General features: G+C 57.9%; 24 protein-coding genes. 7 read left to right on the plus strand and 17 right to left on the minus strand.

Annotation, left to right across the window (positions count from 1 at the left end):
- Positions 1–65: 65 nt before the first annotated feature.
- From rcsF to proS, 3 genes are all read left to right on the plus strand, one after another.
- Positions 66–473, plus strand: a complete 408-nt coding sequence (rcsF, locus tag CVE23_RS17610; RefSeq protein ID WP_100850041.1) for an Rcs stress response system protein RcsF — start codon at positions 66–68, stop codon at positions 471–473.
- Entirely contained in the window at positions 470–1,177 is a 708-nt protein-coding gene (gene tsaA, locus CVE23_RS17615; protein ID WP_100850042.1) for a tRNA (N6-threonylcarbamoyladenosine(37)-N6)-methyltransferase TrmO, read from the plus strand. Before rcsF ends, tsaA begins: the two co-directional genes overlap by 4 nt.
- A 115-nt stretch (positions 1,178–1,292) precedes the next feature.
- Positions 1,293–3,011 carry a proline--tRNA ligase gene (gene proS / locus CVE23_RS17620; protein ID WP_100850043.1) on the plus strand — a complete coding sequence of 573 codons (1,719 nt, stop codon included), beginning with the start codon at positions 1,293–1,295 and terminating at the stop codon, positions 3,009–3,011.
- Between the two features lie 78 nt (positions 3,012–3,089).
- On the opposite strand, the gene rpoS is transcribed toward proS, so the two are convergent.
- The 15 genes from rpoS to cysJ form a co-directional block, all read right to left on the minus strand.
- Positions 3,090–4,082: an RNA polymerase sigma factor RpoS gene (gene rpoS / locus CVE23_RS17625; protein ID WP_038666226.1), complete on the minus strand. Its 993-nt coding sequence runs from the start codon at positions 4,080–4,082 to the stop codon at positions 3,090–3,092.
- Positions 4,083–4,135: 53 nt separating this feature from the next.
- Positions 4,136–5,356 (minus strand): murein hydrolase activator NlpD, encoded by a 1,221-nt coding sequence (nlpD, locus tag CVE23_RS17630; protein WP_038920050.1) that lies wholly within the window; start codon positions 5,354–5,356, stop codon positions 4,136–4,138.
- A gap of 307 nt (positions 5,357–5,663) precedes the next feature.
- The gene (locus CVE23_RS17635) at positions 5,664–6,290 is read right to left on the minus strand and encodes a protein-L-isoaspartate(D-aspartate) O-methyltransferase (RefSeq protein WP_100850044.1); all 627 of its coding nucleotides are present in this window, start codon (positions 6,288–6,290) and stop codon (positions 5,664–5,666) included.
- Between the two features lie 121 nt (positions 6,291–6,411).
- The gene (truD, locus tag CVE23_RS17640) at positions 6,412–7,461 is read right to left on the minus strand and encodes a tRNA pseudouridine(13) synthase TruD (RefSeq protein WP_100850045.1); all 1,050 of its coding nucleotides are present in this window, start codon (positions 7,459–7,461) and stop codon (positions 6,412–6,414) included.
- A complete protein-coding gene (gene ispF, locus CVE23_RS17645; RefSeq protein WP_038666217.1) occupies positions 7,455–7,952 on the minus strand; it encodes a 2-C-methyl-D-erythritol 2,4-cyclodiphosphate synthase in 498 nt (165 codons plus the stop codon). The genes truD and ispF overlap by 7 nt, the downstream gene beginning before the upstream one ends.
- Positions 7,953–7,955: 3 nt before the next feature.
- Positions 7,956–8,684: a 2-C-methyl-D-erythritol 4-phosphate cytidylyltransferase gene (ispD, locus tag CVE23_RS17650; protein ID WP_100850046.1), complete on the minus strand. Its 729-nt coding sequence runs from the start codon at positions 8,682–8,684 to the stop codon at positions 7,956–7,958.
- 2 nt (positions 8,685–8,686) lie between these two features.
- Positions 8,687–9,025, minus strand: a complete 339-nt coding sequence (gene ftsB / locus CVE23_RS17655; protein WP_038920054.1) for a cell division protein FtsB — start codon at positions 9,023–9,025, stop codon at positions 8,687–8,689.
- A 215-nt stretch (positions 9,026–9,240) separates the two neighbouring features.
- Positions 9,241–9,585 carry a DUF3561 family protein gene (locus tag CVE23_RS17660; RefSeq protein ID WP_049853868.1) on the minus strand — a complete coding sequence of 115 codons (345 nt, stop codon included), beginning with the start codon at positions 9,583–9,585 and terminating at the stop codon, positions 9,241–9,243.
- A gap of 123 nt (positions 9,586–9,708) precedes the next feature.
- Positions 9,709–10,332 carry an adenylyl-sulfate kinase gene (gene cysC / locus CVE23_RS17665; RefSeq protein WP_049853867.1) on the minus strand — a complete coding sequence of 208 codons (624 nt, stop codon included), beginning with the start codon at positions 10,330–10,332 and terminating at the stop codon, positions 9,709–9,711.
- Between the two features lies 1 nt (position 10,333).
- Positions 10,334–11,761 carry a sulfate adenylyltransferase subunit CysN gene (gene cysN / locus CVE23_RS17670; RefSeq protein WP_100850047.1) on the minus strand — a complete coding sequence of 476 codons (1,428 nt, stop codon included), beginning with the start codon at positions 11,759–11,761 and terminating at the stop codon, positions 10,334–10,336.
- Positions 11,762–11,772: 11 nt separating this feature from the next.
- The gene (gene cysD / locus CVE23_RS17675; protein ID WP_100850048.1) at positions 11,773–12,681 is read right to left on the minus strand and encodes a sulfate adenylyltransferase subunit CysD; all 909 of its coding nucleotides are present in this window, start codon (positions 12,679–12,681) and stop codon (positions 11,773–11,775) included.
- 10 nt (positions 12,682–12,691) lie between these two features.
- Complete coding sequence (gene cysG / locus CVE23_RS17680; RefSeq protein ID WP_049853865.1) at positions 12,692–14,113, minus strand: siroheme synthase CysG; 1,422 nt, start codon at positions 14,111–14,113, stop codon at positions 12,692–12,694.
- A 445-nt stretch (positions 14,114–14,558) separates the two neighbouring features.
- Positions 14,559–15,293, minus strand: a complete 735-nt coding sequence (locus CVE23_RS17685; RefSeq protein ID WP_038920060.1) for a phosphoadenylyl-sulfate reductase — start codon at positions 15,291–15,293, stop codon at positions 14,559–14,561.
- A 12-nt stretch (positions 15,294–15,305) separates the two neighbouring features.
- Positions 15,306–17,021: an assimilatory sulfite reductase (NADPH) hemoprotein subunit gene (cysI, locus tag CVE23_RS17690; RefSeq protein WP_039693600.1), complete on the minus strand. Its 1,716-nt coding sequence runs from the start codon at positions 17,019–17,021 to the stop codon at positions 15,306–15,308.
- Entirely contained in the window at positions 17,021–18,844 is a 1,824-nt protein-coding gene (gene cysJ / locus CVE23_RS17695; RefSeq protein ID WP_100850049.1) for an NADPH-dependent assimilatory sulfite reductase flavoprotein subunit, read from the minus strand. The genes cysI and cysJ overlap by 1 nt, the downstream gene beginning before the upstream one ends.
- Before the next feature lie 292 nt (positions 18,845–19,136).
- Here cysJ and CVE23_RS17700 point away from each other — a divergent pair, with 292 nt between their 5' ends.
- Positions 19,137–20,870, plus strand: coding sequence for a hypothetical protein (locus tag CVE23_RS17700; RefSeq protein ID WP_038920063.1), 1,734 nt, complete (start codon positions 19,137–19,139; stop codon positions 20,868–20,870).
- A gap of 18 nt (positions 20,871–20,888) precedes the next feature.
- Here CVE23_RS17700 and CVE23_RS17705 read toward each other — a convergent pair whose 3' ends face one another.
- The gene (locus CVE23_RS17705; protein ID WP_100850050.1) at positions 20,889–22,178 is read right to left on the minus strand and encodes an ABC transporter substrate-binding protein; all 1,290 of its coding nucleotides are present in this window, start codon (positions 22,176–22,178) and stop codon (positions 20,889–20,891) included.
- A 537-nt stretch (positions 22,179–22,715) separates the two neighbouring features.
- Here CVE23_RS17705 and CVE23_RS17710 point away from each other — a divergent pair.
- On the plus strand, positions 22,716–24,050 hold the full coding sequence (locus tag CVE23_RS17710) for a glycoside hydrolase family 28 protein (RefSeq protein WP_100850051.1): 1,335 nt from the start codon (positions 22,716–22,718) through the stop codon (positions 24,048–24,050).
- A 130-nt stretch (positions 24,051–24,180) separates the two neighbouring features.
- Entirely contained in the window at positions 24,181–24,549 is a 369-nt protein-coding gene (queD, locus tag CVE23_RS17715) for a 6-carboxytetrahydropterin synthase QueD (protein ID WP_033569254.1), read from the plus strand.
- Positions 24,550–24,588: 39 nt separating this feature from the next.
- Here the strand turns inward: queD and queE are convergent, their stop codons facing one another.
- Complete coding sequence (gene queE / locus CVE23_RS17720; protein ID WP_100850052.1) at positions 24,589–25,260, minus strand: 7-carboxy-7-deazaguanine synthase QueE; 672 nt, start codon at positions 25,258–25,260, stop codon at positions 24,589–24,591.
- Positions 25,261–25,647: 387 nt separating this feature from the next.
- Here queE and CVE23_RS17725 point away from each other — a divergent pair, with 387 nt between their 5' ends.
- Complete coding sequence (locus CVE23_RS17725; protein WP_038920066.1) at positions 25,648–26,622, plus strand: MBL fold metallo-hydrolase; 975 nt, start codon at positions 25,648–25,650, stop codon at positions 26,620–26,622.
- Positions 26,623–26,651 lie beyond the last annotated feature (29 nt).

Raw genomic sequence — 26,651 nt, forward strand, 5'->3', positions numbered from 1 at the left:
CGTCTTGTTATTTTCTGTATTGCTTGCTTCAATAACCGCACTTTATCCAAGCCAGAGGAAAATTTATGCGTGCTGTACCTGTTCTGCTGTTGGCGTTTTCGCTGACAGGATGTTCCCTGCTGCACAAACCTGCTGCGCCGGCACCACAACCGCAGACACCAGTGGCTGTGGAACCTCCGCCGAAGCCGAAGCCGGTCACGCATCCCGCCCCTGCCGTGTTGTATAAAAGTGCCGAAGAGTTGGTAGGTAAGCCGTTCCGCGATATGGGTGAAGTGTCTGGTTCATCCTGCCAGGCCAGCGCGCAGGACTCGCCGCCCAGCATTCCGTCTGCCCGTAGAAGAATGCAGAATCGCGCCACCGCCATGAAAGCCAATGCCGTGCTGCTGCATGACTGCCAGATCATCAGTAATGTAGCGGGATGCTACCGTCAGGCTGTCTGCCAGGGTTATGCACTGAAAGTTTCCGCGCAATGAGCCAATTTTGCTTTAATCAGATCGGCGTTATCCGCTCACCTTATAAAGAAAAATTTGCCGTACCCCGACAGCCCGGTCTGATTAAGGATGGCGGCGGAGAATTACATCTCCTCTCGCCTTATAACCAACCCGAGGCCGTACGCGGGCTCGAAGATTTCAGCCACCTGTGGCTGCTGTTCATTTTCCACCAGACAGCCTCCGCGGGCTGGCGCCCAACGGTCAGGCCGCCTCGCCTAGGCGGCAATGCCCGCATGGGCGTGTTCGCTACCCGCTCAACGTTTCGCCCTAACCCGATCGGTATGTCGCTGGTTGAACTGAAAGCGATACGCACCATGCGGGATAGCGTGATACTGGAGCTGGGCAGTCTGGATCTGGTGGACGGCACCCCGGTCGTGGACATCAAACCCTACCTGCCGTTCGCGGAAAGTCAGCCGCAGGCGCGGGCCGGTTTTGCCCAGTTGGCGCCCGAAGCCGATATGCCGATCCATTTTTCCGTTCTGGCGGAGCAACAACTGACGGAACATCAGCAGCGTCACCCCAATCTGCGGCGTTTCATTAGCCAGGTGCTGGCGCAGGACCCCCGCCCGGCTTACCGCAAAGGAGAAGATGACCTCAAGGTCTATGTCGCGCGGTTGCTGGAATTTAATGTCAAATGGCAGGTTATTGACGGTCAAACGGAAGTCATCAGCCTCGATGCCGGTTAAAAAACGTGGCTGCGCCTTTTGGGGAACGGCCCGCACTGGTAAACTAAACCACTTTTTCTGCCTGAACCACGTTGTGGTTAATGCTATTTATTTGTTCTGACGGAACTCAAACATCATGCGTACAAGTCAATACATGCTCTCCACGCTGAAGGAGACGCCCGCCGATGCCGAAGTCATCAGCCATCAGTTGATGCTGCGAGCCGGGATGATTCGTAAACTGGCTTCCGGCCTTTATACCTGGTTGCCGACCGGGTTGCGGGTGCTGAAAAAAGTCGAAAACATCGTGCGTGAAGAAATGAACAATGCCGGCGCCATCGAAATTTCGATGCCGGTAGTTCAACCCGCCGACCTGTGGCAGGAAAGCGGCCGCTGGGAACAATATGGCCCGGAACTGTTGCGCTTTGTTGACCGAGGCGACCGTCCGTTTGTGCTCGGCCCAACGCATGAGGAAGTCATCACCGATTTGATCCGCAATGAAATCAGCTCCTACAAGCAGTTGCCGCTGAATTTCTATCAGATCCAGACCAAATTCCGTGACGAAGTGCGCCCACGTTTTGGCGTAATGCGCGCCCGCGAGTTCCTGATGAAGGATGCCTACTCGTTCCACACCACGCAGGAATCCCTGCAGGTCACTTACGATGCCATGTACGCGGCCTACAGCAAGATTTTCAGCCGCATGGATCTCGATTTCCGCCCCGTACAGGCCGATACCGGTTCCATCGGCGGTAACGCATCGCATGAATTCCAGGTTCTGGCCAGCAGCGGCGAAGACGACATCGTGTTCTCTACCGGGTCGGATTACGCCGCCAACATTGAACTGGCGGAAGCCGTGGCGCCGGAGCACGGCCGCGCGGCGCCGACTCAGGCCATGACGCTGGTGGATACCCCGAACGCCAAAACCATCGCCGAGCTGGTGGAACAATTCGCAGTGCCGGTGGAAAAAACCGTCAAGACCCTGCTGGTGAAAGCGACCGAAGAAAGCGGCCATAAGTTGGTTGCGCTGCTGGTGCGTGGCGATCATGAACTGAACGAAGTCAAAGCGGAAAAACTGGAGCTGGTCGCCAGCCCATTGACCTTCGCGACTGAAGAAGAAATCCGTGCGGTGGTTAAGGCCGGTCCGGGTTCGCTGGGGCCGGTAAATCTGCCGGTGCCGGTTGTGGTCGATCGTACCGTGGCAGCGATGAGCGATTTCAGCGCCGGCGCCAACATCGACGGCAAACACTATTTCGGCATTAACTGGGAACGCGATACCGCTCTGCCGCAGGTTGCCGATATCCGTAACGTAGTGGAAGGCGATCGCAGCCCGGACGGCAAAGGCACGCTGCTGATTAAGCGTGGTATTGAAGTCGGCCACATCTTCCAGTTGGGCAAGAAATACTCCGAAGCCTTGAAAGCAACGGTTCAGGGCGAAGACGGCCGCAATCAGACGCTGACCATGGGCTGCTACGGTATCGGCGTAACACGCGTGATCGCCGCCGCCATTGAGCAGAACCATGACGATCGCGGCATTATCTGGCCTGACGCCATTGCGCCGTTCCAGGTGGCGATTCTGCCGATGAACATGCATAAGTCCTTCCGCGTGCAGGAAGTGGCCGAGAATATCTATCAGCAACTGCGCGCCAACGGCGTCGATGTATTGCTGGACGATCGCAAAGAACGCCCCGGCGTGATGTTTGCGGATATGGAACTGATCGGCATTCCGCACACCATCGTGATCGGCGATCGCAATCTGGATAACGACGAGATCGAATACAAGCACCGCCGTAAAGGCGAAAAAGAGATGATCAAGGCCGGCGATATCGTCGAGTTCCTGCTGTCTCAGTGTGCCCGATAACGCACGAACCTAATTGCAGATATAAAAAATGGTGGGGTATCCCACCATTTTTTTGTGCCATGTTAGTTATTGTGCGAGTTATTCGCGGAACAGTTCTTCGATGTCCAGCCCCTGCACCTGCAGGATCTCGCGTAAACGGCGCAGCCCTTCTACCTGAATCTGGCGCACCCGTTCACGAGTCAACCCGATTTCACGACCCACATCTTCCAGCGTGGCGGCTTCATATCCCAGCAGGCCAAAACGGCGAGCCAGCACTTCACGCTGTTTTGCGTTCAGTTCAAACAGCCACTTAACGATATTCTGCTTCATATCGTTATCCTGCGTGGTATCTTCCGGGCCGTTATCCTTCTCATCGGCCAGAATATCCAGCAGCGCCTTTTCCGAATCCCCGCCCAGCGGCGTATCCACCGAGGTGATGCGCTCGTTGAGACGCAGCATACGGTTAACGTCATCTACCGGCTTATCCAGCCGCTCGGCGATTTCTTCCGCACTGGGCTCGTGATCAAGCTTGTGGGACAGTTCGCGTGCGGTACGCAGGTAGACATTCAATTCTTTGACGATATGGATGGGTAAACGGATGGTGCGAGTCTGATTCATGATGGCCCGTTCAATGGTCTGACGGATCCACCAGGTGGCGTAAGTCGAAAAGCGGAACCCGCGTTCAGGGTCAAACTTCTCGACTGCGCGGATCAAACCGAGGTTTCCTTCTTCAATCAGGTCCAGCAACGCCAGTCCCCGATTGTTGTAGCGGCGGGCGATTTTCACCACCAGCCGCAGGTTACTCTCGATCATGCGGCGGCGAGATGAAACATCGCCGCGCAGCGCCCGACGGGCAAAGTAAACTTCTTCTTCAGCGGTCAGAAGAGGTGAGTAGCCGATTTCTCCCAGATAAAGCTGGGTTGCATCCAGCACGCGCTGAGCAGTTCCTTGCGAAAGCAATTCCTCGTCGAGCAGGTCGCTATCGCCGGTTTCTTCCTCCGCCAGCGCTTTGTCGTCAAAAACGTCGATTCCATTCTCATCGAATTCAGCATCTTCATGTAACTCGTTAACTTTCAGCGTGTTTTGGCTCATAAGTGGCTCCTACCCGTGATCCCATGGCAGAATACCGAAATACTCTGCCCGATTTATCGCTGCGGAAGAAAACGCAGCGGGTTTACGGATTTCCCCTTGTAACGAATTTCAAAATGCAAGCGTACTGAACTGGTTCCGGTGCTACCCATGGTAGCAATTTGTTGACCCGCCTTTACCTCTTGTTGTTCCCGGACCAGCATGGTTTCGTTATGGGCATAGGCGCTCAGGTAATCATCATTATGTTTGATGATGATCAGATTACCGTAACCACGTAACGCATTACCCGCATACACTACACGCCCGGATGCGGTAGCGATAACGGATTGCCCACGTGAGCCGGCGATATCAATCCCTTTATTTCCCCCCTCTGAGGCTGAGAAACTATCTATGACTTTCCCGTCTGTAGGCCAACGCCAGCTGGCAATTGCCGTGTTCGTTTGCGTCGGTTCGGTGGTCGGAAGCGTGGTCGCGGCTCCCGCCGTGGGCAACATCTTACCCACATTCTGTTTACCCGAACTTTCAGAATACGCATTAGTTGGTTGAGAATCAACCTGCGTAGTCTGCATTTGTGTTGCCGATGACGGCTGCGCGGCAGCTGCGGCGGCTGCGTTAGCCGGCAGCATATGACCGCTGCTGCTGGCGGTGGCGTTGCCTGACAGCATACGGCCGCTGCCGGAGGCTTTAGCGGCATTTTCAGGCAGCATATGACCGCTGTTGGACGGGCTGATTTCCACCGGTGCGGATGTCGTTACCGTCGTCGGCGCGCTGGCAATCGCCATGCCCTGGGTGCTACCGCCGGCATTCATATTGCTACCGAGGCTTAACGACTGGCCCACATTCAGGCTGTAAGGTTCCTGAATGTTGTTGCGCTGCGCCAGTTCGCGATAATCGTTGCCGGTAATCCAGGCAATATAGAACAGGGTATCCCCGCGTTTGACGGTGTAGGTATTGCCGCTGTAGCTCCCTTTGGGGATGCTGTTATAGCTGCGGTTATAGACAATCTTACCTTCACGGGTAGTGACCCCCGCATCGCTGGGAGGGCGGCTGATGCCCGCCGAAGGAACGGTTTGAGTATTATTGCTCACGCTGCCCACGCTGGAAATGCGCGGCGGCGGCGAATAGGTGGTGGTACTGCCCGAACGACTTCCTGCGCCGTTATCTCCCACGCTGCTGATCGGGGCCGCCTGATTATTGTCATTTGCACAACCGGCCAATCCCAGAGTAATAACCGAACACACAGCGATCTGACGCCAGTTCACGATTTGGCTTCCCATGCGCCAAACTCCCCCTATAACCAAAAATGACGAAATCTGTCCGGTCCCGACGCGTATTTTCGTTCGGAACACCCTGATAAAGGCAGGCAATAATGCGAAGCGAGGAACGTAAAACGATTACCGTTTATTTTATTCGTCGACGCAAACAGGCGGTACCATAAGGTCTGTCTGGCGGTTACGCCATACCAACAGGGTCAGAATCACGGACAACGACGGGACACAGCCTATCAATATCAATCCGTTATCACCATAAGACAGTTGTATTGAAATTTTAAAGACGGACTTTTTACCGAGATTGGCAACGGTATCAGGCCAATTCTCCTTTGACCAGCGGAACAAACCGAACCATTTCCACCGTCTGAACGATAAACTCGCCGTTGCGATGCAAAACGACCTGTAATGTCTGCTGCTCTTCGCCTACGGGCAAGACCATGACGCCGCCTTCGTCCAATTGCGCCATCAGTGCGGACGGAATCTCCGGCGGCGCCGCCGTGACGATGATGGCGTCAAACGGCCCTTTGGACGCCCAACCTTGCCAGCCATCGCCATGACGGGTGGACACATTGTGCAGGTCGAGTTGCTTAAGACGCCGCTTGGCCTGCCACTGGAGGCATTTAATACGCTCCACCGAAAACACATGCCGCACCAGATGCGCCAGAATCGCGGTCTGATAACCGGAACCGGTGCCGATCTCCAGCACGCGGGACTCCGGTGTCAGCCGCAGCAGCTCGGTCATTCTGGCTACGATGTAAGGTTGAGAGATGGTTTGTCCGGAACCGATCGGCAGGGCGACGTTATCATAGGCTTTATGTTCGAACGCCTCGTCAACAAAACGCTCGCGAGGAACCGAGGCCATGGCCTGCAACAGGCGTTCGTCCTGAATTCCCTGCTGGTGAAGCTGCGCCAGCAACGTTTGCACGCGTTTATTCACCATTCCCCGTCAACTCCGGCGTTAGCCCACCTCATCAATTCGCCCCGTTCTCCGATAGCAAAGAAAATCGACAGCCCGTATCAGGATAAATCACGCGTCTGAAACCGAAAAAAGCCGCCTGCTATCAGGCCGCCCACTCGTTTTCCTGTTGCACGGGAAGCAGTAGCTCCCGCACCACGCTGGTGGCGAAGCACCCTGCCGGCAACCAGAAGTGTAACTCAAGCGTGACGTCATCCCGCCATGACCAGCGCAGGTCTTGCGGATATAACATGACGGCGCGGCGCGCGCTGTCCACTCGCTCACGCGTCAGCAATGACAACAACAGCGTCTGGCCTTCCAGGCATTGCTGCTCGAACGCCAGCGCCTGTTCCTGCACACCTGATTCGCCCTGCCCCGGCAATGCGGCGGTAATCTGCAGTTCGCCGGCTATCACGCGCGACTGCGCCTCAGCCTGTTCTTCCGGCTTGACCACAAACCAACTGCCGCGGCCAGCCAGTTGCAGCGCATCGCCGGTCAACACCTGCGTTGCGCCATACGTCGCCAGACGCGCACTGGCCATCAGGTTGAATAACTCACTGCGCACGGCGGAAAGGTAGAAGCTGCGCTTGCTGCGATCCTTAACCCGAATCTCGTCATTCGCCCAGCGGCGGGCCTGTTCCAGATTGTTGCCGTCACGACCGAAACGCTGGCTGCCGAAATAGTTGGGCACGCCTTCACCGGCGATCAGCGCCAGACGGGCTTCAACATCGGCACGGTCGCTAACCTCACGCAGCACCAGACTAAAATGGTTGCCGCGCAACGCGCCAATACGCAGTTTACGGCGATGGCGCTGCGCTTCAAGAATTTCGCACCCTTCCAGCGCAAATGCCGCCCACGCCGGCACCGCTTTACCCGGCAAATGCAGGCAGAACCATTGTTCGGTTACCGCATGGCGATCTTTCAACCCGGCATAACTGACGGAACGCGCCGGAATGCCGGCGAACTTCGCCAGCGCTTCCGCCACAAACGTGGTGTTGCAACCGCGTTTGCGCACACGCACCAGCACATGTTCGCCATCGCCATCAGGTGCAAATCCCAGATCTTCGGCGACAAAAAAATCATCCGGCGATGCTTTCAGCACCCCCGTTGCGGCCGGTTCGCCATGCAACCAAAACAGTGATTCACGCATTACCATGCCACCACGCCGGTAGCATCGCTCTTGACCAGCAACACCACCGCCTCGCAGGCAATCCCTTCGCCACGGCCGGTAAAGCCCAGCTGTTCAGTCGTGGTGGCTTTGACGTTGACATCATCCATGTGTGATTGCAGATCTTCGGCGATGTTGACGCGCATCTGCGGGATGTGCGGCGCCATTTTCGGCGCCTGCGCGATGATGGTGACATCAAGGTTGCCCAGTTGGTAACCTTTAGCGGTGATGCGACGCCAGGCTTCGCGCAGCAGTTCGCGGCTGTCAATGCCGCGGTAGGCCGGATCGGTGTCGGGAAACAGTTTACCGATATCGCCCATCGCCGCCGCGCCCAGCAACGCATCGGTGACGGCGTGCAGCACCACGTCGCCATCGGAATGCGCCAGCAAGCCACGCTCATAGGGAATACGTACCCCACCGATCACCAGCGGACCTTCTCCGCCAAATTTATGCACATCAAAACCGTGACCGATACGCATCACTCAGGCTCCTTTATTATCTTGTTGATGATGATCCGGGCGGTGCGTCAGATAAAACTCCGCCAGCGCCAGATCTTCCGGGCGCGTAACCTTGATGTTGTCTGCCCGTCCCGGAACAATCTGCGGACGATAGCCGCAATATTCCAGCGCCGACGCCTCGTCGGTAACGGTCGCGCCTTCGCGCAACGCTCGCTCCAGGCAGCCCCGCAGCAGCGCCAGCGGGAACAGCTGCGGCGTCAGGGCGTGCCACAGCGCCTCGCGCTCCACCGTATGGTCGATGACGCCATCCCGGCTTCGCTTCATGGTATCACGCACCGGCGCCGCCAAAATGCCGCCGACCTCACTTTGCCCGGTCAGCGCCAGCAGCCGGGACAGATCGTCCTGATGCAAACAGGGCCGCGCCGCGTCATGCACCAGCACCCAATCGGTGTGCGGCAACTGCAGTAAACCGGCCAGCACCGAATCGGCCCGCTGGCGGCCGCCGGTCACTACCTGAATACGCGGATCAGTTGCGAGGGGCAGTTCGGGAAAATAACGGTCATCGGCGCTGATGGCGATAACCACCCGTTGAATACGCGGATGACGCAACAAAGCCGCGACCGTGTGCTCAAGAATGGTTTTACCGCCGATGGAAAGGTACTGCTTGGGGCGGTCGCTCTGCATCCGGCTGCCGTTACCGGCCGCCGGCAAAACAGCAACCACCTCAGCCAAAGACTGATTTGGAGTAGACATACCTAGCGAGACGTCGATGATGAAGTGGAAGGGGCCGTCGACGGGTTCGCGCCGACGCGACGATCCGCCTGGTCGGCCACCAGACGATAAAAGCTTTCTCCGGGTTTAGTCATGCCCAGCTCGTTGCGCGCCCGTTCCTCAATGGCTTCCTGACCACCATTGAGATCGTCTATTTCCGCAAACAGCTGTTCGTTGCGGGATTTCAGTTTGACGTTGTTGGCCTGTTGCACCGCCACGTCATCCTTCACCCGCACATAGTCATGAACACCGTTTTTCCCCAGCCAGAGCGAATATTGCAACCAACCGAGAAGAATCAACAATAACAGCGAAAGTTTTCCCATCCAGCCCCCTGAAAAGCCGCCTAATCATCCCATAACTTTTGTCAGGACTCCACCTTCGCCAACAGCATTCCCCTCCGGCAGGAAAAAGCCAGGCACACACCGGGTGGCGAAGGATAAAATTGCTCACACAGGGAAATAGTTTCACGAAAGGAGTAAATAATCTGAAATCGGTTTCTCTGAAATCGATATCCTGGTGAGATGCGTTGCCTGAGCCGCTACCACCCGGTGATCAGTAAGAACACCAGCCAGAACACGCCCGGAATGCTGACTGCGCAGCAGAGCATCATCCACACCACATGATTCGGCAACAGCACGCGAAACAGCATGCCGATCAATACCGACAGGGGCATCAGCGCCAGAAAAAAGGGCCAGGTGTAAAGCATCAGCAATAGCGTGGAATTCAGGCCATACACGATAAACGGCAGAGAAAAAGCCAACCAGTAAAAGCAGAAGCCTGCCAGCGCCCCTACCAGCGGGCTGCAAGAAACGAAGGACGCGTCCTCCTCCTCGGCATGGTCGGCTTGCGTATTGCTATCAGGTAATGGCGTCACACTCTGCATCATCGTTCCTGCTTTACCCCATCACCGGGTAACCGTTGGGCCTGAAGACTGCCCCTTCGTCAGGCAAACGGCAGCGAGGCAAAACACGCATACCGTAGCGCCTGCAAAGGGGCAAGCTGAGGCTTAGATGATAGCTCGACCGTGCAGCATATCTAATAATTCAGCGACTAAATTTGTTACCAATTGTTGGCCGTCCAGATGCAATTCCGGCTGTTCCGGCGCCTCATAAACCGCGTCAATGCCGGTGAAATTGCGCAACTCGCCGGCACGGGCTTTCCTGTATAAACCTTTGGGGTCGCGGGCTTCACAAATAGCCAGCGGCGTATCGACGAACACTTCAAGAAACTGCTCCTGATCAAGCAGTTCTCGCACCATCTGCCGTTCAGCACGGTGCGGAGAGATAAACGCGGTTAATACAACCAGCCCGGAATCGACCATCAACCGGGCCACTTCCCCCACCCGGCGGATGTTCTCCCGCCGGTCGTCATCGCTGAATCCCAAATCCCGGCACAGCCCATGCCGAACGTTATCGCCATCCAGCAGATAGGTGCTGACGCCACGGGCAAACAAGGCCTGCTCCAGTGCGCCGGCCAGCGTAGATTTACCGGAACCGGACAGCCCGGTGAACCACACCACCGCCCCACGGTGCCCGTGCTGACGCTCACGGTCTTCGCGCGTGACCGCATGGTCGTGCCACACCACATTGTCGTCGGCCGGCGCGCCCGGCCGGGAATGCGTTTGCGCCACGTTATTTTCCTCCCAGCAGATCGCGCGCGCCCCAGTGCGGGAAGTGGCGGCGAATCAGCGCATTCAGTTCCAGCTCAAAAGCGCTGTAACTGCCGGTTTCCGCTTCCGCCAGCTCGACCGGCTCACGCACCAGCCCGGCGCCGACCGTCACGTTGCTCAGGCGATCGATAAAAATCATGCCGCCGGTGACAGAATTTTGCTGATATTTGTCCAGCACCAGCGGTTCATCAAAGGTCAGCTCGACCAGACCAATGCCGTTGAGCGGCAGCGACTCGGTAACCCGCTGAGTCAGCGTATTGATTTCCACCTGATAGTCGATGTTTTCCACCCGCGCGCGGGTTTTCTTACCGGCAATCTTGATGTCGTAGCTTTGTCCCGACACCAGCGGCTGCTCCGCCATCCACACCACATCCACCTTCGCGCTGCGTACCGGCTGGAGCGTTTCCTCGCTGCCGACCAGCAGGTCGCCCCGACTGATGTCGACTTCGCTGGATAACACCAGCGTCACCGCTTCGCCAGCCTGTGCCTGTTGCAGGTCGCCATCAAAGGTGACGATGCGGCTGACGCTGGACTCCACGCCGGACGGCAGCACTTTCACACGCTGTCCGACCCGCACCACGCCAGACGCCACCGTGCCGGCGTAGCCGCGAAAATCAAGGTTCGGGCGGTTGACGTACTGCACCGGGAAACGCATCGGCTGGCTCAGGCTGCGGGAAGAGACATTGACCGTCTCCAGCACATCCAGCAGCGTCGGACCGCGGTACCAGTTCATGGTCGTGCTCGGCGTCGCGACATTGTCGCCATCCAGCGCGGAAATCGGCACAAAGGTGATATCCAGATCGGTCGGCAGTTGACTGGCGAAGTCCAGATAATCCTGTTTGAACTGCTCGAAGACCGCCTGCTGATACCCCACCAGATCCATCTTGTTGACCGCCACCACCAGATGACGAATGCCCAGCAGCGTGGCGATAAAGCTGTGGCGGCGAGTCTGATCCAGCACGCCCTTGCGCGCGTCGATCAGCAGGATCGCCAGCTCGCAGGTGGAAGCGCCGGTCGCCATATTGCGGGTGTACTGCTCATGCCCCGGTGTGTCGGCAATGATGAACTTGCGTTTTTCCGTGGAAAAATAGCGGTAAGCCACATCAATGGTGATGCCCTGCTCGCGTTCCGCCTGCAAGCCGTCCACCAGCAGCGCCAGATCGAGTTTTTCGCCCTGGGTGCCAAGGCGCTTGCTGTCATTGTGCAGCGTAGAGAGCTGATCTTCGTAAATCTGACGGGTATCGTGCAACAGCCGGCCGATCAGGGTGCTTTTGCCATCGTCAACGCTGCCGCAGGTCAGAAAACGCAACAGGCTTTTGTTCTGCTGTGCGTGAAGATAAGCCTCAACCCCGCCCTGATCGGCAATCTGTTTTGCAATACTATGATTCATTTGACGATTCCTCAGAAATACCCTTGACGCTTTTTCAGCTCCATCGAGCCGGCCTGATCGCGGTCAATCACCCGTCCCTGACGCTCGCTGGTGGTCGACACCAGCATCTCTTCAATGATTTCCGGCAGCGTCTGCGCCTGCGATTCCACCGCGCCGGTCAGCGGCCAGCAGCCGAGCGTACGGAAACGCACCATGCGCTGGGTAATTACTTCGCCAGGCTGCAGGTCGATGCGGTCGTCGTCCACCATCAGCAACATGCCGTCGCGCTCCAGCACCGGGCGCTCAGCGGCCAGATACAGCGGCACGATATCGATATTTTCCAGATAGATGTACTGCCAGATATCCAGTTCGGTCCAGTTGGACAGCGGGAACACGCGGATGCTTTCGCCCTTGTTGATCTGGCCGTTATAGTTGTTCCACAGCTCCGGACGCTGGTTTTTCGGGTCCCAGCGATGGAAGCGATCGCGGAAAGAGTAGATACGCTCTTTGGCGCGGGATTTTTCCTCGTCGCGGCGGGCGCCGCCGAACGCGGCGTCAAAGCCGTACTTGTCCAGCGCCTGTTTCAACCCTTCGGTTTTCATGATGTCGGTATGCTTGGCGCTGCCGTGCACAAACGGGTTGATGCCCATCGCTACCCCTTCCGGGTTGCGGTGCACCAACAGTTCGCAGCCGTAGGCTTTGGCGGTACGATCACGGAATTGGTACATTTCGCGGAATTTCCAGCCGGTATCCACATGCAGCAGCGGGAACGGCAGCGTGCCCGGAAAGAACGCCTTACGGGCCAGATGCAGCATCACGGAGGAGTCCTTGCCGATGGAATACAGCATCACCGGGTTGCTGAACTCAGCCGCTACCTCACGAATGATATGAATACTTTCCGCTTCAAGCTGTTTTAAATGCGTGAGTCTTTTCTCGTCCATAACCTTAACCTTAAGCCAGATTCACCACGGCCGAGCGCCCGTCAGTCGGCGTCATCCGCGCTTGTTCACCAAACCAGGCGATGTGTTGATGTAAATTCACCACCTCGCCAATCACCAGCAGCGCCGGCGTCGGAGCCTGCTGCGCCAGTTGTTCCAGTTCCGTCAGCGTGCCGGTCAGCACCTGTTGATCCTGCCGCGTGCCGCGGCCGATTACCGCCACCGGCGTGTGCGGCGCCCGGCCATGCGCGATCAACTGCTGGCTGATTTCCGCCGACTTGACCGCACCCATGTAAATAGCCAGTGTCTGTCGGCCGCGCGCCAGCGTCGCCCACTCCAGCGCGTCGCCATCCGGGCGGCAGTGCCCGGTGATAAATATCACGCTCTGCGCGTAATCCCGGTGCGTCAGCGGAATGCCGGCATACGCCGTGGCGCCAGCCGCCGCGGTGATGCCCGGCACCACCTGAAACGGAATCCCCGCCTGCGCCACCTGCTGCAGCTCTTCGCCGCCACGACCAAAAATAAAGGGGTCGCCGCCTTTCAGCCGCACTACCCGCTTGCCTTCCTGCGCCAGCTTCACCAGCAGCGCGTTAATCTCGTCTTGCGGCAGCAGATGCGCGCTGGCGCGTTTACCGACGCAAATCCGCTCCGCGTCACGGCGCACCAGATCCAGCACCTCATCGCTGACCAGATGGTCGTAAAGCACCACATCCGCCTGCTGAATCACCTGCAGGCCGCGCAGCGTCAGCAAACCGGCGTCGCCCGGCCCGGCGCCAACCAGCGCCACCTCGCCTTGCTGAATATCGGGCTGCGCCAGCTGCTGTTCCAGTTCCTGCTCGGCCTGCGCCAGTTGCCCGGCGGCCACCAGACTGGAAAAACGACCGGTAAAAATGCGCTCCCAAAAACGACGGCGTTCCGTTATCGACGCCAGCCGCTGCTTGATGCGGCCGCGCCATTTTCCGGCCAGCGCCGCCATCTGCCCCAGACGGGCGGGCAGCAGCGCCTCCAGTTTTTCCCGCAGCAAACGCGCCAGCACCGGCGCCTGACCGCCGGACGAAATCGCCACCATCAGCGGCGAGCGGTCGATCAGCGAAGGAAAAATGAATGAGCATTTGGGCTGATCATCCACCACGTTGACCAGCAACTGACGGCGATTGGCTTCCTCAAATACCGTGGCATTCAGCGCGGCATCATCGGTCGCGGCAATCACCAGAAACACGTTATCCAGCAGCGCAGGCGAAAATTCCTGCGCGACCCATGCCAGCCGACCCGCCTGATGCTGCTCATGCAGCGGCTCGCACAGCGACCGCGCCGCCACCCGAACCTCAGCCCCGGCGCGCTGCAGCAGGTCAATCTTGCGGGTTGCCACCTCGCCGCCCCCGACGACCAGCACGGGGCGTTGCCGGAGATCGGCGAATATAGGGAGATAGTTCACAGATGCCTTTACTAAGCTAAAAATTTTATAAAGCGACTATAAAACGTGAAGAGAAAGGTTATGAAATGCCGAATTAGTATGATTAGTTCCGTAATGGAATAACAAACCATGCGGGAAAGAATAAAAACGCTTAATAACGGTTTTCATGACTATTTTTACACTTCGCGTTCGCCTGGGCCTGCTTCGGGCAGGCAGAAACATCAGCACGCAGGCGGTGACGTTTCACAAAAATACGGCTGATAATTTTCAAGACGCTGTTGACGTAGGTACCACCGGACTTCCTGAAGCCAGGGCTGAAGATGCAGCACCACCCGGCTGAATGTCAGGCCAGATAACTACCCGTAATTATCATACAGGTTAATCATCGTCTGGTTGATACCCGCGATCGGGATGGGTCGACTCGGTGCTGCTGCTGCCGTCACATTCATCCATAAAAGGATAATAGTCAGCCTTCATGCAGCCCGCATTCGCGTTTCAGGCCGAAGAAACGGGTTTCTTCCTCGCTCATGCCCGGTTCCCACTTGCGGGTGGTATGCGTATCGCCCACCGACAGATAGCCCTGTTCCCATAGCGGGTGGTAGCTCAATCCGTTGGCTTTCAGGTACTGGTACACCGTGCGGTTATCCCAGTCGATGATCGGCAAAAACTTGAATACGCCGCGCTTGATCGCCAGCACCGGCAACCCTTCACGGCTGCCCGACTGTTCACGGCGCAGACCAGCGAACCAGGTGCCGGCGCGCAGTTCCTGCAACGCCCGATCCATCGGCTCGACTTTATTGATCTGGTTGTACTGCTCAATGCCTGTCAGCCCCTGCTCCCACAGTTTGCCGTAACGCGCCTCCTGCCAGGCGGGAGACTGCGCGGCACGGTAAACCTGAAGGTTAAGACCCAACTGTTCGGTCAGTTGATCGATGAACTGATACGTCTCTGTAAACAGATAACCGGTATCGGTGAGGATCACCGGAATATCCGGCCGCTGTCGGGTAACCAGATGCAGGCACACCGCTGCCTGAATGCCGAAACTGGAGGAAAGCACAAACTCGCCCGGCAGGTTTTCCAGCGCCCAGCTGACGCGCTCCTGCGCGGACAGACTCTCCAGCTGTTGGTTAACGTCCGCCAGCGCGGCGGCCTGTTCCGGTTGGGGCAAGGCGCGCAGCGCCTCCAGATTCAACATAGACATCAGGTTCTCCTGTCAGTCGTAAAAATCAACGGCGGGATCCAGCACCGGTTTAACGATGCCGACACGGATCGCAAAATCGCCAAACCCTTCGCCGCTCTCGCGTTCGCTGGCCCAGCGCCCGACCAGTTGGTCGATATCGGCCAGAATCTCTTTCTCGGTGATGTTCTCCCGATACATGCGCGGAATACGCGTGCCTTCGCGGTTGCCGCCGATATGCAGGTTGTAGCGGCCGATGGCTTTACCCACCAGACCGATTTCCGCCAGCATGGCGCGGCCACAGCCATTAGGGCAGCCCGTCACGCGCAACACGATATGGTCATCACCCACGCCATGCGCCTGCATGATGGCTTCCACCCTGGTGACAAACTCCGGCAGGAAGCGCTCCGCTTCGGCCATCGCCAACGGGCAGGTCGGCAGCGATACGCAGGCCATCGAGTTCTGACGCTGCTCGGTGACGCTGTCGTCGATCAGGCCATACTGGCGCGCCAGCGCCTCGATTTTGGCTTTGTCGCGGGTAGCGACGCCGGCCACGATCAGGTTCTGGTTGGCGGTCAACCGGAAATCGCCCTTGTGGATTTTGGCGATCTCCGCCATGCCGGTTTTCAGCGGGCGCCCCGGATAATCCAGAATGCGGCCGTTTTCAATAAACAGCGTCAGGTGCCATTTATTGTCGATCCCTTTCACCCAGCCGATGCGATCGCCGCGACCGGTAAACGCATACGGGCGAACGGCCTCAAAAGTGATGCCGGCGCGGCGCTCCACTTCCTGTTTAAAGGTCTCGACGCCCACCCGTTCCAGCGTGTATTTAGTCTTGGCGTTCTTGCGGTTGGTGCGATTGCCCCAGTCACGCTGAGTGGTCACCACCGCTTCAGCTACCGCCAGCGTGTGCGCTAATGGAATATAGCCCAATTCGCTGGCGGTGCGCGGATAGGTGGCCTTGTCGCCGTGGGCGATAGACAGACCGCCGCCTACCAGTACGTTAAAACCTACCAGTTGGCCGTTATCTGAAATGGCAACAAAGTTCAAATCGTTGGCGTGCAGATCCACATCGTTCTGCGGCGGGATCACCACCGTAGTCTTGAACTTGCGCGGCAGATAGGTCGCCCCCAGAATCGGCTCCTCGTCGGTGGTGGCGACTTTTTCCTTATCCAGCCAAATCTCGGCGTAGGCGCGGGTGCGCGGCAGCAGGTGTTCGGAAATCGTCTTCGCCCATTCATAGGCCTGCTGATGCAGCTCTGACTCCACCGGGTTAGAGGTGCACAGCACGTTACGGTTGACGTCGTTGGCGGTCGCCAGCGCATCCAGCCCAACCTCATGCAACAGTTGATGGGCGGATTTCAGGTCGGACTTCAGAATGCCGTGAAACTGGAATGTCTGGCGGTTAGTGATGCGGATGCTGCCGTACAGCGTCTTTTCACCGGCGAACTGGTCGATGCCGAGCCACTGCTTCGGCGTCATCACCCCGCCCGGCAGGCGGCAGCGCAGCATCATGGCATGACGCGGTTCCAGCTTCTGCTCCGCGCGCTCGGCGCGGATATCGCGGTCATCCTGCTGATACATGCCGTGAAAGCGAATCAGCAGAAAGTTGTCGCCGTTAAAGCCGCCGGTCAGGCCGTCGCTCAAATCCTCTGTAATCGTGCCGCGCAGGTAATTGCTTTCCAGCTTCAAACGCTCGGCATCAGCCAGCTTGCCCTCGACCACCAGCGGACCAGAATATCTTTCGCTCATTAGTACACATCTCTCTGATAACGCCGCTCAAGACGCAGCTCGCTTAAAAACTCATCCGCCTGTTCGGCGTCCATTCCGCCGTGTTCAGCCACCACGGCCAGCAGCGCCTGCTCTACATCCTTCGCCATGCGATTGGCGTCGCCGCAGACATAAATATGGGCGCCATCCTGAATCCAGCGCCACACATCCGCGCCTTTTTCACGGATTTTGTCCTGTACGTAGACCTTGTGCGCCTGATCGCGCGACCAGGCCAGATCGATAGTCGTCAGCAGCCCGTCTTTCACGTAGCGCTGCCACTCCACCTGATAGAGGAAATCTTCGGTAAAATGCGGGTTGCCGAAGAACAGCCAGTTTTTACCGCCGGCGCCTTCAGCCTCACGCTGCTGCATAAACGCGCGAAACGGCGCGATGCCGGTGCCCGGACCAATCATGATTACCGGCGTTTCGGGGTTGGTGGGCAGGCGGAAATTATCATTGTGCTCAATGAACACGCGAACGTCGCCGTCCTCTTCCAACCGGTCCGCCAGATAGCCTGACGCGCCGCCGCTACGCGCACGGCCTTCATACTCATAACGCACGGCGCCGACGGTGATGTGCACTTCGCTGCCGACATCGTCCTGCGACGAGGCGATGGAATAGAGGCGCGGCGTCAACGGACGCAGCAATCCGGTGAGCTGTTCCGGCGTCAGTTCCACCGGCGCTTCACGCACCATATCCACCAGCGGAGTACGCTGTGCGTACTGCTGTAGCGCGGATTTATCGGCAACCAGCCCCAGCAACGCCTCGTTGCGGGACAACGCCGCGTATTTGGCGACAATCGGCGCGGTGTTTTGCGTCAGTTCGAAATGGCGTTGCAGCGCTTCGCTCAACGGCAGGGTATTGCCGTCCACAACAACGGATTCGTCGCCTTTCAGCCACAACAATCCCAGCAGTTCCTGCACCAGCGCCGGGGCGTTCTCATACCAGACACCGAGCGCATCACCCGGCTGATAATGCAGTCCGGAATCGCCCAGATCGATTTCGATATGACGAACGTCTTTCTCCGAGTTGCGGCCGGTGATCTTCTGGTTGACCGACAGCGATGCGGTGTAAGGCGCCTCTTTGTGATAGGGGCTGGTGGTGATGGCGTTGACCTGACCGCTGGCCGCGGTTTGCACCGCCACCGCCGTCTGGCTGGCAAAGCGCGTCTTCAACGTTTCCACAACCTGACGACGCCACTGCTCCGCCAGCGGCTGGAATTCCACATCGGCATCGACGCGATCGAGCAGGCGTTCGGCGCCTAACTCAGCCAGACGGCCGTCAAAATCCTTACCCGCCTTGCTGAAAAACTCGTACGAGGTATCGCCGAGGCCGAACACCGCAAACGCGGCGCCCGCCAGCGACGGCGCTTTCTTCGAAAACAGGAATTTGTGCAACGCCACGGCTTCTTCCGGCGGTTCGCCTTCGCCCTGCGTCGAGGTGACGACCAGCAGCAGTTTTTCCTGCGCAATCTGTTTGAATTTGTAGTCGCCGGCATTCACCAGCGTCACCGGCAGGCTGGCCGCCAGCAGATCGTCGCGCACCTGCTCCGCCACGCGGCGGGCATTGCCGGTCTGAGAGGCGGAAATCAGCGTGATGGACGCCGGCGGCGCCGCGTCAACCGCTGGCGCCGCCGCTGCAACCGGTACGGCAAGCGCGCCGGGCTGCTGCTGAATCACGCCCCAGAAATAGCCGGACAACCAGGCCAGTTGCGTCGGTGAAAGATCACCGGTCGCGGCCTGAAGACGCGAAAGTTGCTCCGCGCTCAACGGGAGCAGCGGAGTCGGAGAAGCCGGAGTTGTCATTGTAGTGTCGGTATCCTTGTTCTGGTCGCGGGCGCTAATGCCGGGTTGCCGCAATAGTCAAATTCATGAAATAGAAAGTCAGATGGGACATAAGGTAACCATCCCCATCTTAACAATTAAAGACATGATGGAAATATTTAATAACCAAAACGACTAAATGGTTTTTTTGATAACACTTATTGCTTTAAGTGTTATTGATCACAATTTACTGCATTGATTATTTTAATGTTTCTTTTGCGCCATCGCGCCGGCGTTATACTCGATGCTCTGTGGTTCAGGGAGCACACCGATTATGTGGCAGCGTCGCGCACTGGAACTGAACACCCAGGATATCTGGCACTGGCGACACATTACCGCGCTGGCGGACTACGCCCGCCGTTACGGTTTCAATACGCTGGTGCTGGGACAGGCGGACCTGCTGGACAAGCTGGTGACGCCGCCCGCCTATCAACATGCCCGCTTTGACGATCGCATCAGCAGCCAGCAACGCTCGCGCTGCGTCTATCTCAATCAGGTCGCCGCCTATTGTCGCGAACAGGGGCTGGCGCTGTACCTGCAATGCAAGGAGCTGGCCTTCCCCACCGACCTATTGCTGCAGCACCCGCAGTTGCTGGACGACGCGCGTCAGTTCCGTATCGACACCCATTTCTGGTGCGATTATCTGGCCGCTAAAGTGGATCTGTTGATGCAGCAGATCCCGCGTTTGAGTGGATTGATGCTGGCGATTTCCAACAGCGATAGCCTGATACGTTTTGCTCCGCCGCCCGGCGAAGAGATGCAAAACGGCATTATTTCACCGACGATGCCACCGGCAATGCCGCCAACACTAGACAGCGAACCAATTTACCGGCAATTGTTTACCGCCGTTTCCCGCGTCGTTCACGCCCATCAGCGTCATCTGGTCTTGCGCGCCTTTCCGGCCAATCATCACGATATGTCTCACGTACTGGAGGCCATCCGCAGCCTGCCGGTCACCGTCTCCGCCGCCATCAAGATGACGCCGGAACGCTTCTGGCCGGAATTCCCCAACAACCCGGCGCTGCTGGAGCTGGATGACCGGGAGATTTGGGTGGAGTTGGATCTGGCGGGCGAGGAAGTCGGCTGGGGCAATCTGCCGTTTCTGCGTTACACCGAGATTCAGGGGCGGTTGCTGTGGTGTCGGGAAAAGAACCCGGCCATCGTCAGCGCAGCCTGCCGCATCAGTTGGGACGGCGTCGATAACCACAGCGTGCTGGGGTCGTTGAGCGAATTCACGCTGTTCGCCTGCGCACGCCTGTTGAACGACAGCGCGCCGCCGGTTAACGAAAGCGAACTGTTTCGCCAGTGGCTGGCGGAATGCTGGCAATGGCAGCCGGACGATGCGGTCCGTCACACCATGCGCGCCCTGCTGGAACAGGCGCAGCAAGCGCTGTCGTTGTCGCTGTATGCGCGTCACCATGTGTTCCACCGCCATAGCCTGCTGCCGTCCAGTTACGGTCAGGCGGTGTGGAGTTTGTACGGTCAACTCAACCGCAACCACTGGTTGCCCGGTTCCGGGCGCGACATCACCTTTGATCGCCGCGAAACGGAACTGGCTTCCCAGAATCTGTACCAGATTGTGCGGGAGAAAGATGCGGCCTGGCAGTTGGCCGACCAGAGCCAGCAGGCCGCCAGCCAGTTTGCCCGCGACCACGACCTGCCGGAACCGCTGCGCCAGCGCTGGCAGCAGGAATGGCGCGGCCTGGCGCTCTATTGCCGCGCCTTCGTCCATGCCCAGAAAGCCTTTTTCACCCTGCACTACTGCCAGCGGGTGGAAAACAACTGGACGCTGCGTGAAATCGCCAAAACCAATATTCAGGCGCTCTACGGCATCGCGCATGAAATGGACGATTTCTGCCTGCAACACCGGGACTACCCGGTGAGTATGCACGTCATGTTTGATGCCGCCCGCCCGCGCGCGCTGGCAGACAGCCTGCAACAACAGCTGACTGTGCTGACGCAGGACACCGGCGGCGGTCATCAGGCGGCGTCACGTCACGAGGCGTAACGCCGCCGGGCCGGTAAATCAGCGGATCACTCGTTTCAGGATGCGGTTGCCCGTGTCGTTGAAATTCTTCGCCGACGTCTCCACGCTCCTGTTGCCGTAATCCAGTTGTTCAACCGTTTGCAAAATCAGGCTGGCCAGTTGCGGATCTTCAATATACGAGGACACTGGCGTCTGCATCGGTTTTTCCAGCGCCTGCATCAGCCCTTTCACCGCCAGATCCTGCGTATCCAGCCGCTGACTGTCCTGCAACGCCTGACGCGCCACCCGGCTGAGCGGTACGCCGCGCTCGGTGCCCATCAGCAGGCTGCCTTCCGGGTCATTCATCAGGAAATTGAGCAGCAGCGCCGCTTCTTTCGGGTGTTTGCTGCTTTTGCTGATGGCAAACAGCATCGATGGTTTGAAGAATTGCCCCGGATTGTCGGAGCCCGGCGTCATCATGTACGGCCCCAGTTCCAGTCTGGCGGGCGGCGCCAGCGGTTCGGCGTATTTTTTCACCACCGAGGCCCAGAGCTGCGCCCCGCCGTATTCGCCGTTGATCCACGGCCTTGTCTCAAACACCCCGGCTTTGCCAAAGGCGTTGTAGTATTTCGCCGACGGAATGACATGATCATCCACCAGCCGTTTATAGAAACGAAACGCCTCCAGCCACTGCGCCTCGGTGTAATTGAAGCGTTTGTTCTGCTCGTCAATCATGCCGATATGAAATTTCTGGGTCATATAGGTGTTGAGAAGCTCCAGCAATCCCTCGCCGCTATCCTGCGCCGGGGAAGCCAGCGGGAAGTAGTTGTCGCCGAGCTTATCCCTGAACACCTTGCCAGCCTGGAACAGCTCCTCCCAGGAGGTCGGGTACGCCAGACCGGCCTTTTTCCAGGTATCGACGTTGTAATACATCACCAGCCCGTTGAGCGAAGTGGAGATGGCGTTGACTTTGCCGTCCACCGTGGTCAGCGCATCCGCCGGAAAATCCTGCAGTTTTAGGGTCTCTTTCAGTTTGTTCAAATCGTAAAAGCCGGTACCGGTGCGGGAGAAGATCGGTATCCAGTTCCAGTTGATCTGCACCACGTCCGGCTCTTCGCCGCTGGCGATTTGGGTGGTCAGGCGCGAGAGGTAGCCATCCCAGCCGGTATATTCGGCTTTGACCGTGATCCCCGGATATTTTTTCTGAAAGGCTTCAATGGCGGCCAGCGTGGCCTGATGACGGCTGTTGCCGCCCCACCAGGACATACGCAATGTCACCTGCTCCGCGGCCTGAACCTGGCCCAGCACGGTAAACGCCAACAACACCAGTCCTACCAGCAATTTCATCATGTCCCCGATCCTCTTTATGTTGTTATTTCAGGGCGGAAGGGTAATCAGGCAGGTACAGGGCGCCTCCCGCTGGAAAACAAGATAGGCAGATTGTTTTTTTCTTCACCAGCGCCGGGGAACGACCAAATGCGCGTTATGCGGAGCAGGCTGAAAAAATGAGTGTCGACAACCCCGGTAACGCTCATTTCATGGAAGCGGGTTCACCGCCCGGCGCATTGCCGCGCCCTTGCCTCACAACCAGCGTTCAACTGTGAACAGGTTGCGCGATCGAGTTCACAGTTATTTAACAAAAATAAAACACTATGCGCCGACAACGCTACGCGCATTCGCCGGAAGGGATAAAAAACGTGATGAAACACACATCGCGTTAGGGCCGCAGCGAGTATGACGTTATCACGCTCACATTCCGTCGGATGGCGTCGGACAGGCTGTGAAGGCGCTCTAACCCTGAGCGATTTCCCGCCGCGCCGCGGCTGCCTGCGATGAAAAACCGTGCTGGAATGACCTCCGTACCCCTATCGAAACAGGATAAAAACCATGAGGCTATCCATTCGCTCCTACACGCCCGCCGCCGATGGCGTTACCCCCGACACCGTGCTGTTCCAGCGGGCGATCGACGACCTGACCGCGCAAGGCGGCGGCACGCTGGTGGTGGAAGCGGGGCGTTATCTGCTAGGAGGATTACGGCTACCCTCGAATTTCTGCCTGCAACTGGACGCCGGAGCGGAACTGATCGCCAGCGCCTGCTATGACGATTTTGCTCAAACCACTACCGTCAGCGTGGCCGAGCTTTCCGATCGCGCGTTTCTGTACGCCCGCCGGCAGCGCAACATCACCCTGTGCGGAAAAGGGAAAATCACCGGTAGCGCCGACGCCTACTTCTCAGCCGAGCCCGATGAGCAGGGCTATCGCCTGCCGGCGCAGCATCGCCCGCGGATTCTGGTGCTGGAGGACTGCGAACAGGTCAGTTTGCAGGACGTGACCATCGAACAGGCGCCGATGTGGACCGTCCATCTGGTGAGTTGCCGTCAGGTTAACGTTGAACGCCTGACGGTGGATAACGACATGACTATGGCTAACACCGATGCGCTTAATCTCGACAGCTGTCAGGACGTGACGGTACACCACTGTCACCTGAGCGCCGCCGATGACGCCTTGTGCATCAAAACCACCGCCAAGCCCCCCGCCATGCAGTATAAGGCCCAGCGAATGACGGTCAGTCACTGCCGGCTGCGTTCGCGCAGCTGCGCGCTGAAAATCGGTACCGAAACCTTCGCCGACATTGAAGACCTGACCGTCAGCCACTGCGCCATCTACGACTCCAACCGGGGGATTGGACTGATTTCCCGCGACGGCGGCGCGTTTCGCCGTATCTGTTTCAGCGATATCACCTTCGAATGCGTCGCGGCGCCGCCCTGTCACTGGGGCAAGGCCGACCCGGTATTCGTGTCGGTACGTTACCGCGACCCGATGATTGAACCCGGAGTGATTGAGAATGTGCGCTTCGTGCGGCTGTCCGGCGTTAGCGAAGGCGCCATCAACCTGCACAGTACGCCGGCGGGTTATATCCGCGATATTCATTTCGACGGCATCACGTTAGAACAGCGACCGAGCGATTCGCCGGAACAGGGCTTGTACGACGTCCGCCCGCCCTGCAACCCGGAGCGCCCCACCGGCATGGGGCTGGACAATGCTTATCTGGTCAACCCGGAGACCGGGCGCGCTTACGGGGTGGAAACCTACCCAAGCGGGCTGCCCGCGCTGTTTGCACGCGGCGTCAGCGGATTAACGTTACACAACATGACGTTGCAGCGTCCGTCTCCGTTGCCCATCGGCTGGAGTCACGATGCGGTTATCGAACTGACGGAATAGCCCGATTGACAGCCTGGCAGGATGGCGCGCAGATACTGGCAGAAAGGACAGTTTGGTGTCAGGAAACGTGCTTAACACGGCACTTTCCGGTAGTATGCGACGGTTTTTTGAATGACACGAGAGCCTCACCATGCCAACCACACTGTTTAAAGATTTCCAGTTCGAAGCCGCGCACCGGCTTCCCCATGTGCCGAACGGCCATAAATGCGGCCGCCTGCATGGTCATTCGTTCATGGTTCGTCTGGAAATTACCGGTGAGGTCGATCCTTATACCGGCTGGGTGATGGATTTCGCCGAGTTGAAAGCCGCATTCAAACCCACCTGGGAACAGTTGGATCACCATTACCTGAACGATATTCCAGGGCTGGAAAACCCTACCAGCGAAGTGCTGGCGCGCTGGATCTGGCAGCAACTCAAACCGACGCTGCCATTATTAAGCGCGGTGACCGTCAAAGAAACCTGCACCGCCGGTTGCGTATACCGCGGCGAGGACGACTGAGTCAGCGGCCTGCGCGGCTATCAGCTAAAACGACGCCCATCAGGCAATATTGAGGTATTTGTGGGTCTGCATCGATAAACGCCAGTTGCGGGCGATGCAGGTTTCAATACACAACCGGGTGGCGTCGTCCTTCTGACTAATCGGCTGCAACGCCACAACCCGCGCCTTGTCGTCATCCAGTCTTGCCAGCAACGCATCCAGCGCCTCAATATCCCGCTCGCGCGCCACCGGATGTTTGATTTCATTCGCCCGTTGCAACGCCTGATCCAATACCGTCAGACCGCCGCGCATATTCACTTTGGGAGAAACCGTCACCCAGCAATCGGGTGAGCAGCGTACTTCGTGGGTGCCGCTGGTTTCGATCTGAGTACTGAACCCCCGCTGCTCCAGCGTCTGCGTCAACGGCGTCAGATCGTGGATACAAGGCTCGCCGCCGGTAATCACCACGTGTCTGGCGCTGTACCCCTGCAATGCCATCTGCTGCAACAGATCCTCAACGCTGGAACCGCTCCAGGCGTCGCTTTCCCCGCTTTTAACCAGTACCTCCGCCAGCGGAATCTGCCGCTCAGGCAGTTTTTCCCAGGTATGTTTGGTATCGCACCAGCTGCACCCCACCGGGCACCCTTGCAAACGGATAAACACCGCCGGGACGCCGGTGAAAAAACCTTCGCCCTGTAGGGTCTGGAACATTTCGTTAATCGGGTAAAGCATCGTGTTTCATTATTCCTTCTGGCTAAACCACTATTATCGCCGATAGCGCAAGCCATGCCAAACCGCCGGATGCAATAACCAAAAAGAACGGCTGCCCGAAATTTGTGCCTGTGCGATTCCCGGTTAATAATCAACAGGTCGCACATGATGCGACCATACCTCTATCGCCAATCGATCTCGCATTGCAGGACAAAATGCTTGCGTTTTGAACAACGCAACGCGTTGGCCCCTTAGGGCAAGGTAGAACGCGGCAACAGCATGAATCCCCTGGGCTTGCTTACCGCAGTAAGCGACGGGAATGCGCGGCAAGTTTGCGTAAGCCGATTTGAGCGCTGCCGGCTGCAATGTGGAAGATGAAAGGTATATTTACAAATAAGGAAATGTAAGATGACGTTATTAAAGCCCCTTGCTGTTTTCTGTTTGTCATTATCTCTGGTTCCGGCATTCGCCAATGCCGAAGCGGTCGCCCAGGTTAAAACTCAGCCCGGTTATTACCGCATTATGGTCGGGCAGTATGAAATCACCGCGCTGTCCGACGGTACCAACACCATGCCGATGGACAAGCTGCTCACCCGCACGCCGCGGGAGAAAATCGTCAGCCTGCTGGAAGCCAGCTACCTGAAACCGCAGGTGGAAACCTCTATCAACGCGTTTCTGATCAATACCGGAAAAAACCTGATTTTGGTTGATAGCGGCACCGGCGCGTTGGGTGGAAAAACCACCGGTAAAACGCTGGCTAACCTGAAAGCCGCCGGGTACAAACCGGAGCAGGTCGATAGCGTACTGGTAACTCACCTGCATGCCGATCACTTCGGCGGACTGGTCAGCGACGGAAAACTGGTTTACCCCAACGCCACCATTTACGTGAACCAGAAAGACACCGATTTCTGGCTAAGCCCGGACAATCTGAAAAAAGCGCCGCAGGACAAAAAAGCCGGATTTGAGCGCGTGCAGGAAGTGTTCCGCCATATCCGCGAAGCCGGCAAACTCAAGACCTTCACCGATCATCAGTCACTGCCCGCCAGCATTACCGCCGTGCCGACGCCAGGTCATACCCCCGGCCATACATCGTTCCTGGTCAACAGCGACGGCCAGAAAATCCTGCTGTGGGGTGATATCGTGCACGCCGAAGCGGTACAAATGCCGCTGCCAGACACCGCCATCGCGTTTGACTCTGATAGCGAGCAGGCGGTTCGCACCCGTGATGCACTGCTGAAAGAAACGGTGAAACAGGGTTACTGGGTAGCGGGCGCGCACATGCCGTTCCCCGGCATCGGTCATGTGGCGGTACAGCATGACGCTAACGGTAAAACCAACGGTTACCGCTGGTTGCCGGTCAATTACAGTCTGTCGGGGTTGTGAGTCACACAAGCCTCAAAAAACGGGCTTCC

It is taken from the genome of Dickeya fangzhongdai, from assembly GCF_002812485.1.
Lineage (GTDB): Bacteria > Pseudomonadota > Gammaproteobacteria > Enterobacterales > Enterobacteriaceae > Dickeya > Dickeya fangzhongdai.

Coding starts and splice junctions, on each gene's coding strand:
- cysJ (WP_100850049.1), bottom strand. CDS start 18,844: ATGACAACTCCGGCTTCTCCGACTCCGCTGCTCCCGTTGAGCGCGGAG.
- rcsF (WP_100850041.1), top strand. CDS start 66: ATGCGTGCTGTACCTGTTCTGCTGTTGGCGTTTTCGCTGACAGGATGT.
- CVE23_RS17710 (WP_100850051.1), top strand. CDS start 22,716: ATGAGGCTATCCATTCGCTCCTACACGCCCGCCGCCGATGGCGTTACC.
- ispF (WP_038666217.1), bottom strand. CDS start 7,952: ATGCGTATCGGTCACGGTTTTGATGTGCATAAATTTGGCGGAGAAGGT.
- CVE23_RS17705 (WP_100850050.1), bottom strand. CDS start 22,178: ATGATGAAATTGCTGGTAGGACTGGTGTTGTTGGCGTTTACCGTGCTG.
- queD (WP_033569254.1), top strand. CDS start 24,181: ATGCCAACCACACTGTTTAAAGATTTCCAGTTCGAAGCCGCGCACCGG.
- ftsB (WP_038920054.1), bottom strand. CDS start 9,025: ATGGGAAAACTTTCGCTGTTATTGTTGATTCTTCTCGGTTGGTTGCAA.
- CVE23_RS17700 (WP_038920063.1), top strand. CDS start 19,137: ATGTGGCAGCGTCGCGCACTGGAACTGAACACCCAGGATATCTGGCAC.
- tsaA (WP_100850042.1), top strand. CDS start 470: ATGAGCCAATTTTGCTTTAATCAGATCGGCGTTATCCGCTCACCTTAT.
- truD (WP_100850045.1), bottom strand. CDS start 7,461: ATGGTAATGCGTGAATCACTGTTTTGGTTGCATGGCGAACCGGCCGCA.
- proS (WP_100850043.1), top strand. CDS start 1,293: ATGCGTACAAGTCAATACATGCTCTCCACGCTGAAGGAGACGCCCGCC.
- nlpD (WP_038920050.1), bottom strand. CDS start 5,356: ATGGGAAGCCAAATCGTGAACTGGCGTCAGATCGCTGTGTGTTCGGTT.
- cysD (WP_100850048.1), bottom strand. CDS start 12,681: ATGGACGAGAAAAGACTCACGCATTTAAAACAGCTTGAAGCGGAAAGT.
- rpoS (WP_038666226.1), bottom strand. CDS start 4,082: ATGAGCCAAAACACGCTGAAAGTTAACGAGTTACATGAAGATGCTGAA.
- queE (WP_100850052.1), bottom strand. CDS start 25,260: ATGCTTTACCCGATTAACGAAATGTTCCAGACCCTACAGGGCGAAGGT.
- cysI (WP_039693600.1), bottom strand. CDS start 17,021: ATGAGCGAAAGATATTCTGGTCCGCTGGTGGTCGAGGGCAAGCTGGCT.
- CVE23_RS17685 (WP_038920060.1), bottom strand. CDS start 15,293: ATGTCTATGTTGAATCTGGAGGCGCTGCGCGCCTTGCCCCAACCGGAA.
- CVE23_RS17725 (WP_038920066.1), top strand. CDS start 25,648: ATGACGTTATTAAAGCCCCTTGCTGTTTTCTGTTTGTCATTATCTCTG.
- CVE23_RS17660 (WP_049853868.1), bottom strand. CDS start 9,585: ATGCAGAGTGTGACGCCATTACCTGATAGCAATACGCAAGCCGACCAT.
- CVE23_RS17635 (WP_100850044.1), bottom strand. CDS start 6,290: ATGGTGAATAAACGCGTGCAAACGTTGCTGGCGCAGCTTCACCAGCAG.
- cysN (WP_100850047.1), bottom strand. CDS start 11,761: ATGAATCATAGTATTGCAAAACAGATTGCCGATCAGGGCGGGGTTGAG.
- ispD (WP_100850046.1), bottom strand. CDS start 8,684: ATGTCTACTCCAAATCAGTCTTTGGCTGAGGTGGTTGCTGTTTTGCCG.